Below are 12,646 nucleotides of genomic sequence, written 5' to 3'. Positions count from 1 at the left end.
GTGGGTATCATTGCCATGTATTGGGGCTTTGGATTATATTACAAGATGCCGCTACAGGCGGATTTCTGGTGGTTCGCCCTTTGCGCGTTTATTTTTGTACTAGCCGTTAGTTTTATTGGCGTGCTGGATAAACATCAACCTAAAGATACGCAGGAAATGCGTCGAGGGAACCACATTGGCAATCCACTGTACCCAAAAAGGCATCAAACTGGAAGGCCAAGTGAAACCGCTGATGATAAACGCTGGTGTTGCAATAACCATAAGAACCTCGGTTGATTTGAGCTGTGTAGGTAACACCGCACTTACCAGCACGCCAATAAAACTAACGGCTAGTACAAAAATAAACGCGCAAAGGGCGAACCACCAGAAATCCGCCTGTAGCGGCATCTTGTAATATAATCCAAAGCCCCAATACATGGCAATGATACCCACCGACATCAAAATATATGGTATCACTTTCACCAAGATGAGTAAAAAAGGGTTTGACACCTTTTCGGTTAAATTTTTGAATGTACCATTCTCAAATTCCTGCGAAAAAGAAAGTGCAAGACCAAGCAGCAGGACCTGCTGAAGCACGGTAATCAAGACACCAGGCAGCATAAAATAAAGGTAGTTGCCACTGCGAATATTTTGTTTAATGATGGTGGTCTTAAAAGGTTCATACTGTTGTGACGCCACGGAGGCTGGAACACCTTTTTTCATTTGCGTCTGGATCTCTATACCTGCCTTCATGGTCATCGCACAAACGTTAACAGCCATGAGCGCAGTATTGGAGGTCAACGTATTGGCACCATCTACAAATATAGTGATTTCTGGAAGACGTCCCTGCTGTACGCCGGATGAGAAGCCTCGAGGTATATGGACAATCGTTGTAGCCTCCTGCTCAATAGCGATATTCTTGGCATCAAAAAGAGATGGTAGGATCTTTGCAACCTTGACGCTTTCGTTCTCATTAAGCATATCGATGAATGTTCCGCTGAGCTCCTTCCCGTCTTCATCGACCACAACAACAGGCATCTGGGTGACTTTACCTTTTTGATAAACATGCCCAATCAATACACCGTATAGTAACGGCGCACCGAGGAACAGTACGAGCAGCACCTTATTGTTATAAAAGAGCCTAAACTCCCGACAAATCAATTCGTAAATTTTTCTCACGTCTATCCCCCTTCTATTGTAGATCTAAAACAACTAACGCTTTTGTTAAAAGATCATTTGCTCCCAGAGCATCTTGGGGAACGACCTTAACTTCAAAAAGTGACTGTTGCGTTTCGTAATCTGGATACGCTGTGGCAATGTTGGCGTATGAATTGAGCGTCCGAATAGCAACGACCTTGCCATTAAGAGTTTTCCCTTGCAGGTAGGGAAGTGAAACACTGACGGTATCGCCTTTCTTTAGTGTGCCTACCCGATCCTCGGGTAGTGTAAAGCGGAAATATGTGCTGCCAGTGAGCGATCCATTTACAATGGGATAACCCGCCACGGCCAGCTCTCCTATTTTTAGGTTTATGCTCTCAACGGTCATATCCTGTGGAGCGAGCACATATTTCTCTTTAGCAGCAACCCGTACTTCAGCCACCGCCCCTTTGGCCCGCTCCTTCTGGCCCAGAGCCATCATTTGCTGTTCGAGGCGCGCACCACTTCCTGCTTCCGCAAGTTCAGCTTGCGCGGCGAGATACTGGTTTTTTGCACCCTGATATTTCGCGTAGGTTTCATCAAAACGCTGTTGAGAGATCAAACTATCGGCAAGTAAATTTTCTAACCGATCTATTGATTTCTGTGCGAACTCGTACTGTTCTTTTAGACCCTCCACTTTTGCGCGCAACTGCTTAAGCTGCCCACTGGTGGCTCCTTTTCGAGCCATATCATATTGTGCATCGGCAGACTGCAACGCTCCTTGGGCCTGTTCAGCCTTCGCATCAACCTCTGGAATGTCTAAAATCGCGAGCGTATCACCTGCTTGGACGTAGTCGCCTTCATTAACTAAAAGCTCTGCAATCTTGCCTGGGACCTTAGTTACAACAGTAATCTGTTCACGCTCTATTTTCCCTTGGATTGGCTTTTTCTCTGCTTGATCGGCACAAGAGAAAAACAGCAGAGCAACTGGTATATATTTGAAGTTTTTCATTTTTATTCGTTAATAACTGAAATTAAATTCCCTGATGCGTGAAGCAGCTCCAAAGCGGAGGAACGCTGCGCCATAATGTTGCTGAAATAGCTTAAGCTTGCTTTGTACCATTCATTCTCAGAAGCAAGCAGTTCTGTCACGTCGATGAGTCCCGCCTCTAACTGACGGGAAGCCATTTTCAAATTGTTCTGGGCTACCGTGATTTGCTGCTCACTGACGCTTAGCTTTTGGTTTGCTGTTTGATAGCTAACCTTATTTTTAGCTAAAAGCAGTGCAAGCTTCTGCTGTGCATCCGCACGTTTTGTTGCGTTAATAGACTTGTCAAGCTCCACTTGACGTAATTTATTTTTATGAGCTCCCCCACTATAAATATCCCACTTCAGACCGACACCGACCATGAGGTTCGGTCTTCCTTTAAGGTAATTACTTGAAAGATCAAGGTTCCCTACCAGCGGCTGATCTTTAATCGTCAAGTTGGTGTTATGGAGGTTAATGTAGTTCGCTGAACCAAAAGCAAAGACTGTTGGCAATACGCCACCACGTTCCTTTTTCAATAAATAATCATAAGCTTTACCGGAAGCGTCCAGCGCTTTAAGTTCCGAACGATCCTGCATCTTGGTAGAGTCTAAAGCAAGAAACACGGGCGAGAGTTCATAGCGTATCTGTTCAACCTGGGAAGATGTGAGTCCGGAAATCTGTTGAATCTTTTTTACCAAAAGATCCCGATTTCCTGCCGACTCCATTTTCTTCTGCTCCAGCTCCAGTAGGGCAAGCTTTAACTTATCTCGGTCATAGGGTATTGCTAACCCATTTTCGATACCCTTATTTACCTTAAGCTGTTCCTTCTTTAGTCGTTTCTCTGAATCCTGAATAAGCTCATCGACCTGATCCAACAGCATCATCTGATCAAACGTTATCGCAATATCCTTTGCAATCTCTTCCTTGCTGGCTTCCACCAAGTACTGCTGGGCTATTGCTTTCTGTTTTAATGCCTGCTGCCCATTAGGTATCTGTAAGCCTGAGAAAATTACCTGGCGCACAGAAACCCCTGCATAGGCGGCTTGTGTGTTCATCCGAAAATCGGTCACGCCAGAAAAGAGCGACTCTCCAAGTAACGGCAGCTCAACTGCGGGTAAGTCTAAGCTACCGTTACTATGGATATAGCCGTATAAGCCCGTTGCCGAGACGTGAGGAAGTCTGTTGGAGTTCACACCGTCAATCTCTAGGTTCGTTTTATCCACATCGTAGCCCTTGAGCATAATGTCTTTGTTGGTTTGAAACGTTGCATGAATAACACTTTTTACCAGCGGATCTATTACCGTTTGTGCGGTGGTCTGGCTAACGCAGAAAAGCACATTTAAGGCCAATAAACCCAAGGCTAATCTATTTCTCATCATATCAGTTCATTTATCGAGAAACAAATATCGGGCTATTAATGTTTGTATTTTTTAAGATATCTTAAAAAATAGTTTTTCAAGCGAAAAAGATAAAAACAAGCTATAAAACAGGACGTAAGCGCTAATTAATCCTTTGGTGATTACAATTAAATTTTCTGGAGCTTAGCGTTGCGCGCGAATGACGCTTAAAGTCTGCTGGGATATCCCTAAATAAGAAGCTATATCTCCTAACGGTGCCCTTCGGAGAATATCAGGATGCTGGTTTATCAGATTTTGATAACGCTCCTGCGCTGTCTCGAACTGTAAGCCGTGTAGCCTGGTTGAAAAGCCGATTAACGATTGTAAAAGAATAGATTGAATCAATTGGTTTACCAAGATAGACTGTTTGGCCAGCTCTTCGATCAATGGGAACGGGATAACCGTGATGGTAGCATCTTCAACAGCTTCTATCCCGTAAATAGACTTTCTATGATAAAAAGTGCTTTCCGAGCCGGCAGCAAAAGCGCCTTCGTTAAAAAAATAATGGGTTATATCTTTACCTGATTTATTATAAAACATGCGCACCATACCACGCTCAACAAAAAAGACATTCCTAGCGTAATTATCGGTCGGCAAGATAACCTGCTTCTTTGAAAACACTTTTTTTGAGGATGCCACGTCGATGGTTTCTATTAAGTCGTCGGGCCAGCCTAGGGTGTCTTTAAAATAGCTAATTAAATCCATGCCTTAAAGATAATAGGTTTTAATGATATCTGCGTATTTCACCCATTTTCGTTTAATAATTCAACGAGACGAAATGAAGTTAGCCAGTCTGACCCTAATAAAGGGTACGTGTTTGGCTACCTAATGGATAAACCGTCCATATCTAAAGGTTTAGCGAACATACACATGCTAAAAACCGATCGGATAAAATGTTATATTCTCAAAAATAGATGGGCAACCCAAGTTACCGTTTCCCTGAAGAAGACTCTTGGTAGGGACATTACGACTCGATCGCCCTTCTATTCGGTTTATTTTTTGACGATCCTGTTGGTTATCTTATTTGCTAATGGCAAAAGTAACAATACGCATAGGTAAGCAATAGGTAACAAAAAAAGCCAGGATTTAAAAAAACCATCGAGACGACTCTCGATAATAGTTCCTTTGATTAAATGTAAGATCGTTGATATCGCCAAGGTTGTGGGCAAAACAACCAAAAACGTGTTAATGAACTTATAATATTTGTGACAACTCTTCATTGTTAAAATTTTCCGTTATTATTTTTTCGTTTTTCCGGTTCCGGTATCGCTTCGATGACGTCCCAGTGTTCAACAATCTTATCTTCTTCAATACGATAAAGATCATAAAACGCGGAATGTTCACCCCGGAAATATCCTTCACTTAAGACCAAAACAAAATTCCCCTCTCCAAGTACCATATTGATTTTTGTGTAGGTCTGAGGTCCTCCTTCGTTTTCCCATTCCAATAAGACGTTAAAAAACTCTTGCACACCATCGCCCATATGCGGATTATGCTGGATCAATTCATCATCTTTGAAATAGGTCTGTAGAAGATTGTTCTTTCTTTCCACCAACACCTTTTGAACAAAATCACGAGCGAGACGCTTGTTGTCATCCGTTTTGTGATGATCGATCGCTTTGGTTTTCCCGTCAGTCATCGTTCGCCCGCTTTTGTTCAGTTTTTTCGTATTGGTTTGAAGATTGTCCCAGTGTTCAACACTCACCCCATTCTCAAAACGGTGAATATCGAAAGCGACGGTGGGTTCAAAAAGAAAATAATCTACATGAACGAACCCAATGTCACCATCTTGGAATTTACGAACTACATTTGTATATACTTTTTCCATCGGCATCTGTTCATGTAATGCCAGAATAGCAGAGAGGCCGGTTTCTACATTGGGATTATGTTGTTTATAGGATTCTGGGCTGATTAGCCCTATTTCTGCCAATGTTTCCGTTTCGATGCTATTTTGAATAGCTTCCGCTTTGTCTCGATTTGTTAATTCCATGTCGTTTATTGTTTAAATAGTACGACACAAAAGTATAGACATCCGAAATGGGATAAAATATGGGGCAAAATATTGATATAGTGAAAATATTGTCACTATACCCATAAATTAAAATATAACTAAATTTGTCCTATACTATAAAATTAAATACGATGTACGAGAAAAAAATACCAAAGGATTTTAGTTGTGGAATGAGCATTACCCTTGAAATTATTGGCGGAAAATGGAAACCCTGCTTAATTGACTCCATTCATAAAGGTGTACACAGACCAAGCGAATTAGCCAGAAAACATCCCGATGCAAGCAAACGGGTTCTGAACCTTCAACTCAAAGAGCTAGAAGAACACGGAGTGGTTGAAAAGATCATTTATCCTGTCCTTCCACCAAAAGTAGAGTATTTTCTTACCGAGATGGGTGAATCGCTTTTACCTATCGTCAATCTGATGGAAAACTGGGGAACTGAATATATGAATGAATTTTCCGAAAGGCAGCTGAACAAGTCCGTCACTGTATAAAATTTTTTATTTTTAAAACTACTCTTTTTGCTTAGGAACCGGTCTATGTCTATCCTTTCACAATGAATGTAAAGGAAATGGTAAAAATTCTAGTTCACATACATTAGCTTATCGGCGCGAAGATAGGGATTTGAAACTTTCTGAAAAAAGCTGTAAATAAATTATAACTTAGTAGGAAGTTAACTATTCTTCCTATATGTACCGTTCCTATCAATACCTATTATTGCTAACAGGCATGTTGTTTACGTGTTGCACCGAACCTAAAAGTGAGCAGCAAAAACCACGTGTTATCGTCAGTAGCGATATTGGCGGAACAGACCCCGATGATAATCAGTCGTTAATCCACTTGATGATGTACTCGGACAAAGTACAAATAGAAGGTATTATCTCCTCGCCATATGGTAAAGGACGAAAGCAGGAAATCCTTCGGATGATCGATAATTATGAAAAAGATTATCAACAGCTAAAAATACATCAAGCTGATCTCGCAGATCCCGACCTGCTACGCGCCGTGAGCAAGCAAGGGGCTGCCGCGTCGGCACCTTTTAAGGGCTATACATCCGCGACCGAGGGTTCCCAGTGGATTGTAACATGTGCGAAAAAAACGAGTAATAAACCATTGTGGATACTGGTGTGGGGTGGACTTGAAGACTTGGCACAAGCGCTGCACGACGCTCCGGAGATCGAGAATAAAATACGTGTTTTTTGGATCGGTGGACCGAACAAAAAATGGAGTACCAATGCCTACGATTATATCGCATCCAAACATCCTGATTTATGGTTTATTGAATCAAATGCTACCTACCGCGGTTGGTTTATGGAGGATCCTAAAACAGACGGTCCGCTAAGCCAAGAAAACTATTATGCAAACTATATTAGGGGACATGGGTACATGGGGGATGATTTTATCAACTACTACGGTGGGAAAATTAAAATGGGCGATACACCGTCATTAGGCTATCTACTCCATGGCCGACCTGATGATCCAACGAAACCAAGTTGGGGTGGTCAACACCATCCGATTTCCTACAGCTCGAAACATATTTTCGAAAGACGTTCTACATTAAAAGATACGGTACCTGCTTACGGCGTTGTAGAATGGCATTTCAAAGGACCCGATACGGAGATTCCTGTCGATAGTATTTGTTTTTGGATAGATATTCAAGACGACTCGTGGCCAGGATATCACACTGGGCAGGGAAACTATGCTGTCCGATACAGTCCAAAGCAGAAAGGAATTTTTCAGTATAGCACACGCAGTAAGATAACGGAAATCAACGGGCTCAAAGGTGAATTTGTAAGCGAAACCCCTTGGCCGGCAGCGCGAAATAGAGATGACTATCCACTCGGCTCCAACTGGTACGGAGATCTTATGGAGCCTGAATATTTTTTAGAAGGACAGCAGGGTGCAAAAACGCTGTCGCGTCACCGTACAGAATATCTTTCCGATTGGGCACAAAGATGGCGGTGGCTCGACTAGCTCGCTTTCTCTATAGTGCTCAATCGACTTTAAACGCTAATCTGTTGAATCAACTACAAAGAAGGATTTTATTGTAAAATAATGCCTCGTACGCTGATGTTTCGTAAATACAGCCGTTCGCTAATCCTAGCTTACACCCCAAGCCGTTTGCGAGTGCCCCATATCATCTAGCTCCGAATAATCGTTAGCATTTTTTTTCTTTTTCCATGTAATTACCGAGTCGTCAAAGTGAATATTTCAATCGTAATTTATATGTTACGCAATCGATTGTGTTAATTATTCTATTGCTTGGTTAATTTCTATTGTTTTACTTTACAATTCTTTAATCAATGAAAATTATAACGTATAATTTAGGGTAAAGAAAAGCATATTAATTTTTTATAAAATACATTTTAAAACAACCCAAATACCTAACAATCTTATGATTAGATTTAGACAAAAAATGATGTTAATCTTGTTGATATTAACGAGTCAACTTGCTGTAAACTGTTCATCAGACGATGACTTAATTAACGATGATATTGAGAATTCAACCGTTTGGATGGACGATCTTGAAATGTCGCTTGGAAAAGGCACAAAAGCCAAACTAATGGAATGGATAGAGAAAGGCTTGGACAAAACTAAACTCAAAGAAGCCTTTTCAACGACAAGTGACCAGGCGGATCTGATGGAAGATCTCGAAAATTCCGTTAGCATCTACCACCAACGGGTATACGTAAAAGACTGGGATAACATACCTGGAATTGAAAAATCTGATTATGCACCAAACGGCTTAACTGAAGGTAAAAGCAATCCAGAATGGAGTAGTCCAGATTTAGATTTGCCGGCTGTAGAAGCTGCCAACTTTGTGGACGCTACCGCCGTTTCGTTACCTGAGGGGGCAAAGATTTACCGCATTACGGGTGGTAATCCTGCAGGTGGATACTGGACCATAGAAAAACCCGGTTCGATCGGAGATGTTATTGGTGGCACTGCAGTGCAACCGGCATGGAATAATTTCAGTAAATTCTACGAATACGAAGTTCCGAAAGCGCAGACGTTGAAAGTCTGGCAAGGTACCACGGCGAGACAGCCAATTGCCGAAGGGATAATTAACCCGCACCTGCCAGGAGGAGAACAACAAATATTCGTACCTTTGGTTCTTAGAGATGACGCCTTTAAAAAGTTAGTAACAGAGATCCCTCTTCCATGGTAAATTCGGAAAAAATAAAAAAAGATTACCTACAACTCCTTCAGTTAATCGAAAAAGAAGTTTTAATTGATGCTTCTGTAGGACGGTATCTGAACTACTTAACCAAGTATAAAGATAAGTTTACCAGTCAAAACCATACACAGTATCAACTTGAATTGAAAGAATTTCTTAGAGGGGCAAGTAGATTCTCGGACGAATTTGCATTTTCGAATCAAAATGCCGGCCAAATACAGACGCTGCTTAATCGCTTATATGAGACGATGAGCAGCTCCCAGTAGAGTGTTACTGCAAAGGGTTCTAGCAAATATAGAAAAACCGAGTCTCGATGATGTAACCAGGTTTTCAAGAATAAAAAATGACGGCAGTTAACGCCGTCATTTTTCTTACTATAAACCAACAGGGTACCTCTTTTTATGTCCACATTCTTAATCTCGTAGGTATGATGAAGGTAAAACCAAGTTCTGTACGCGAACCTACCTGATTAATTCGCTGGGGCGCTAGACAGCTCGTTGTAGTCGAAAATCATAAACGTCCCTTTCACCACGCTATCACCGTTAAGATGCAAACCAAAACGTGGACTTCTATCCCATGGTGCAAGCCCCTGAAGAGAAAATAACGAAGGGTCTATAGCCGGCAACTTCTGCCAAGAGCCCTCCTCCATAGCCACAAAGGCTGCACAGGAATTATCAGATTTAACTTCGATTTTTAGACCAATGTTTTTACGGGACTTATCGATAGGCACCTCACCTAAGTTTTCAAACTTACCCTCATGCACACGCCACAATATGGCTTTCTCATGTTGTATGCCTACACCGATAGCGTTATTATGATCGCCATAAATGACAAGACCTTTTAGGAGCTCGGGTTGGCTGGTAGTTAAATCAATAAGGGTACTAAAATTATACGAAGTAACACTAGGTCGAAGTGTCAGCACTGCACCTACTTTATTTTCCGCTGAGACCTCCGCTGAAATGGCCAATCCCTCGCTCGATGTTCTAAAGGACGGAGTAGAATATTTGAAATCCCACTGCCAAAACAAATTTTTACTGTCCTTTAACTGAAAGTTCGCTTTTAGACCAGTTGCTTTAGCCTCCGTTTGCGGAATGAATTCAAAGGACGGTATGCCCGAATCCGACCATACTAATTCGGCCAATAGTCCCTGTCGGCCTGTGTTTACATTCCCATCTTTGCTGTAACCGTGATAAAGATAAAATTCCTTTCCCCTTTGGTCATGTATGAACGTACCGTGTCCCATACATTTCCATCCTTGGTTTTCACCAAGCAGCACTGTTTCACCAATCTGCTCGTATGGACCTTCAATAGATTTGCTGCGTGCCGCTTGTACACGGTAGTCACACCCTGGACCACAACAAGCGCCTAGGGAATAGAAAAGATAGTAATAACCATCTTTTTTCACAAAGCTCTGTCCTTCGATGCCCACTCCTTCAATGTCTTTTAATAGGGTAAACGGATCACCTTCCAGCGCCATACCGTCTGCACTCATTTTACTACCTAAAATTTCAATCGGACGGTCGTCCAGACCGTACGCCTTCCAGGTCATGTATAGATCTTCTCCCTGTTTCACGACGTATGCGTCGATACTTTCTGAACCATAGGCGACAATAATCCCGTGATCTATAAAACCACGATCAGGATATTTTGAGGTTGCAACACCAATACAAGATACACCGTCGGCTTTACGTTTGGCGGAGTAATACACGTAATATAATCCTTGATGATAAAAATATTCGGGGGCCCAAAAAGATGACCCAGCCCATTCGGGAGTTTTCTCAAATAAGAAGCCCTCTTGTGTCCAGTCTTTTAAGTCACTTGAACTGTAGATCGGGAAGTGGGGTGCCCACTCGCTAGAGGTACCAATACTATAGTATTTACCATTCGCTGCAATCACTGAGGGGTCGGCAAAATCGCCTGGAATATGGGCGGATTGCTGCGCCCATAAAAGTTCTAAAGGGGCAAACAATAAAATACAAAAAAATACTAAAATAGATTTTACACTCAACTTATTACGCATCACTTACGATTTGGTTTATTAACGATTTCGTTTGTAAGATACACTTTTTAGAATTTATGATTCGAAAACAGAGAGACCAAAATAATTCATTTTATCGATCTTACCAATCTTGTTCGATAGAAATTCCGTGATTCAAAACCCAAGGTTGGCAGACGTCCTGATCCGTTCAACTTTAATTTTTCGGCCGTTAAACACATAATTTTGAAACGCTATAGAAAAGTTCCCTACGTCATCTTTAGGAACACCATTGAGAATTTTCTTGATAAACTTTCCAAACGTAACAATACTGTCACTTAAAGCTTTTTATCACTAAATTGCTAGGCAAAGGATCCTGAATACCTTAAATTTAATGCTATAAACCTTTACTAAAATTTAAATGGATAATAGAAGAGAATTCCTCCGAAAAGCTATTTTGCTTTCCGGAAGCACGGGATTAATTAACGTAATGCCTACTGCAATCCAAAAAGCCATGGCGATAAACCCCGCGCCGGGCAGCACCTACCTTGACGCGGAGCATATTGTTATCTTGATGCAGGAGAATCGTTCGTTCGATCACTCTCTAGGTACACTCTCGGGCGTTAGAGGTTATAATGACCCTCGGGCTATTAACCTCCCGGATAAAAAGCCCGTTTGGTTTCAAACCGACGCTACAGGCAGAACGTACGCTCCTTTCCGGCTAAATATCAAAAATAGTAAAAGTACATGGACGGGTGATCTTCCCCACTCTCGCGCCAGTCAAGTCGATGCCTATAACGAAGGCAAATACGATAAATGGTTACCAGCGAAGAAATCACACCACGCAAAGTATTCGGCCATGCCACTTACCCTTGGTCACTATACGCGTGAGGATCTGCCGTTTAATTATGCACTTGCGGATGCCTTTACCGTGTGTGATCAAAATTTCTGTTCAGCGATGACAAGTACCACGCCTAATCGGTCATTCTTTTGGACAGGAAAAATTACCAACGAAGAGAATGGTCTACCCAAAGCAAACATACGTAACGAAGACTACTCGTATGGCAAACACATTTGGAAAACATTTCCTGAATTATTAGAAGAGAATGGCATTTCCTGGAGTTTTTACCAAAACGAATTAAGTGCTAACGGTGGCTTTTCCGGTGAAGAACGATCATGGCTCAGTAACTTTGGTTGTAATCTGCTTGAATTCTTCGCTCCTTATAACGTAAAATTCCAAAAGCGTTATATTGAGAATTTACAAAAACGTGTCGACACGCTACCCGGACAGATAACTAAATTGCAAGAAGAAAGCCCCTCAAGCGAAGAACGAGCCAAAAAGGTGCAGAACGATATTCGAAACAAACAAAAAGCTCTGGACGAGGCAACGACGCAGCTTAAAAAGTGGAATCAAAAAAATTTTGAATTGCTAAGCACTACTGAAAAAAGTCTCCACCAAAGGGCATTTATTTCCAACCAAGGCGATCCCAACTACCGCAGTCTTGATAAACTCTCCTACAGAGATAATGGCGTCAACCGAGAGCTTTCTATCCCAAAAGGAGATCTTTTTCACCAATTCCGTAAGGACGTGGAAAACGGCTCACTACCCACAATCTCCTGGCTGGCGGGACCACAGAACTTTTCAGACCATCCCAGCGCACCTTGGTATGGAGCATGGTATGTTTCCCAAGTAATGGATATTCTCACTCAGAATCCAGAGGTATGGAAGAAAACAATAGTAATTGTAACATACGATGAAAATGATGGCTACTACGACCATATCCCCCCATTTTCAATACCAGATAACAATAAGCCGGAAACAGGAAAGGTGTCTTCGTCAATCGACACCGAAGTGGAACATGTCCGTATTGCAAATGAAGAGGCACAAGGGGTTCCTAAAAAACAAGCACGGGAAGCTCCGATTGGATTAGGATTCCGG

12 protein-coding genes are annotated in these 12,646 nt (G+C 41.9%); 5 read left to right on the top strand and 7 right to left on the bottom strand.

Features of this window, described 5'->3' with window-relative positions; all coding sequences use genetic code 11:
- Nucleotides 1-99: 99 nt before the first annotated feature.
- The 6 genes from HP439_RS14025 to HP439_RS14005 all read right to left on the bottom strand — a co-directional run bounded on the left by HP439_RS14025 (nucleotide 100) and on the right by HP439_RS14005 (nucleotide 5,533).
- A complete protein-coding gene (locus HP439_RS14025; protein ID WP_343043553.1) occupies nucleotides 100-1,101 on the bottom strand; it encodes an ABC transporter permease in 1,002 nt (333 codons plus the stop codon).
- Between the two features lie 70 nt (nucleotides 1,102-1,171).
- Nucleotides 1,172-2,128: an HlyD family secretion protein gene (locus HP439_RS14020; protein ID WP_172390964.1), complete on the bottom strand. Its 957-nt coding sequence runs from the start codon at nucleotides 2,126-2,128 to the stop codon at nucleotides 1,172-1,174.
- Between the two features lie 2 nt (nucleotides 2,129-2,130).
- Entirely contained in the window at nucleotides 2,131-3,525 is a 1,395-nt protein-coding gene (locus tag HP439_RS14015; RefSeq protein WP_246229370.1) for a TolC family protein, read from the bottom strand.
- Between the two features lie 162 nt (nucleotides 3,526-3,687).
- The gene (locus tag HP439_RS14010; RefSeq protein ID WP_172390963.1) at nucleotides 3,688-4,248 is read right to left on the bottom strand and encodes a Crp/Fnr family transcriptional regulator; all 561 of its coding nucleotides are present in this window, start codon (nucleotides 4,246-4,248) and stop codon (nucleotides 3,688-3,690) included.
- Nucleotides 4,249-4,535: 287 nt separating this feature from the next.
- Nucleotides 4,536-4,763 (bottom strand): DUF2798 domain-containing protein, encoded by a 228-nt coding sequence (locus tag HP439_RS19795; RefSeq protein ID WP_484592847.1) that lies wholly within the window; start codon nucleotides 4,761-4,763, stop codon nucleotides 4,536-4,538.
- 2 nt (nucleotides 4,764-4,765) lie between these two features.
- Entirely contained in the window at nucleotides 4,766-5,533 is a 768-nt protein-coding gene (locus HP439_RS14005) for a nuclear transport factor 2 family protein (protein ID WP_172390962.1), read from the bottom strand.
- Between the two features lie 125 nt (nucleotides 5,534-5,658).
- Between HP439_RS14005 and HP439_RS14000 the strand changes: the two genes are divergently transcribed.
- The 4 genes from HP439_RS14000 to HP439_RS13985 all read left to right on the top strand — a co-directional run bounded on the left by HP439_RS14000 (nucleotide 5,659) and on the right by HP439_RS13985 (nucleotide 8,998).
- The gene (locus tag HP439_RS14000; protein ID WP_246229369.1) at nucleotides 5,659-6,048 is read left to right on the top strand and encodes a winged helix-turn-helix transcriptional regulator; all 390 of its coding nucleotides are present in this window, start codon (nucleotides 5,659-5,661) and stop codon (nucleotides 6,046-6,048) included.
- 196 nt (nucleotides 6,049-6,244) lie between these two features.
- Nucleotides 6,245-7,528: a nucleoside hydrolase-like domain-containing protein gene (locus HP439_RS13995; protein WP_216657854.1), complete on the top strand. Its 1,284-nt coding sequence runs from the start codon at nucleotides 6,245-6,247 to the stop codon at nucleotides 7,526-7,528.
- A 442-nt stretch (nucleotides 7,529-7,970) separates the two neighbouring features.
- Nucleotides 7,971-8,723, top strand: coding sequence for a hypothetical protein (locus HP439_RS13990; RefSeq protein WP_172390961.1), 753 nt, complete (start codon nucleotides 7,971-7,973; stop codon nucleotides 8,721-8,723).
- Nucleotides 8,717-8,998, top strand: coding sequence for a hypothetical protein (locus HP439_RS13985; RefSeq protein ID WP_172390960.1), 282 nt, complete (start codon nucleotides 8,717-8,719; stop codon nucleotides 8,996-8,998). Before HP439_RS13990 ends, HP439_RS13985 begins: the two co-directional genes overlap by 7 nt.
- A 203-nt stretch (nucleotides 8,999-9,201) precedes the next feature.
- Here HP439_RS13985 and HP439_RS13980 read toward each other — a convergent pair whose 3' ends face one another.
- Nucleotides 9,202-10,752: a glycoside hydrolase family 43 protein gene (locus HP439_RS13980; RefSeq protein ID WP_172390959.1), complete on the bottom strand. Its 1,551-nt coding sequence runs from the start codon at nucleotides 10,750-10,752 to the stop codon at nucleotides 9,202-9,204.
- Between the two features lie 376 nt (nucleotides 10,753-11,128).
- Between HP439_RS13980 and HP439_RS13975 the strand changes: the two genes are divergently transcribed.
- A partial coding sequence (locus tag HP439_RS13975; RefSeq protein ID WP_281358198.1) for an alkaline phosphatase family protein occupies nucleotides 11,129-12,646 on the top strand: 1,518 nt, incomplete at its 3' end.

Source organism: Sphingobacterium shayense (assembly GCF_013179575.1).
GTDB lineage: Bacteria > Bacteroidota > Bacteroidia > Sphingobacteriales > Sphingobacteriaceae > Sphingobacterium > Sphingobacterium shayense.
The sequence above is the reverse complement of the archived record's forward strand: the minus strand, read 5'-3'. Positions and strand labels throughout refer to the sequence as shown.

Excerpts from the sequence above, each read along its gene's own strand:
- HP439_RS14020 (WP_172390964.1), bottom strand. The coding sequence starts at position 2,128 with ATGAAAAACTTCAAATATATACCAGTTGCTCTGCTGTTTTTCTCTTGT.
- HP439_RS14015 (WP_246229370.1), bottom strand. The coding sequence starts at position 3,525 with ATGATGAGAAATAGATTAGCCTTGGGTTTATTGGCCTTAAATGTGCTT.
- HP439_RS14010 (WP_172390963.1), bottom strand. The coding sequence starts at position 4,248 with ATGGATTTAATTAGCTATTTTAAAGACACCCTAGGCTGGCCCGACGAC.
- HP439_RS19795 (WP_484592847.1), bottom strand. The coding sequence starts at position 4,763 with ATGAAGAGTTGTCACAAATATTATAAGTTCATTAACACGTTTTTGGTT.
- HP439_RS14005 (WP_172390962.1), bottom strand. The coding sequence starts at position 5,533 with ATGGAATTAACAAATCGAGACAAAGCGGAAGCTATTCAAAATAGCATC.
- HP439_RS13995 (WP_216657854.1), top strand. The coding sequence starts at position 6,245 with ATGTACCGTTCCTATCAATACCTATTATTGCTAACAGGCATGTTGTTT.
- HP439_RS13990 (WP_172390961.1), top strand. The coding sequence starts at position 7,971 with ATGATGTTAATCTTGTTGATATTAACGAGTCAACTTGCTGTAAACTGT.
- HP439_RS13985 (WP_172390960.1), top strand. The coding sequence starts at position 8,717 with ATGGTAAATTCGGAAAAAATAAAAAAAGATTACCTACAACTCCTTCAG.
- HP439_RS13980 (WP_172390959.1), bottom strand. The coding sequence starts at position 10,752 with ATGCGTAATAAGTTGAGTGTAAAATCTATTTTAGTATTTTTTTGTATT.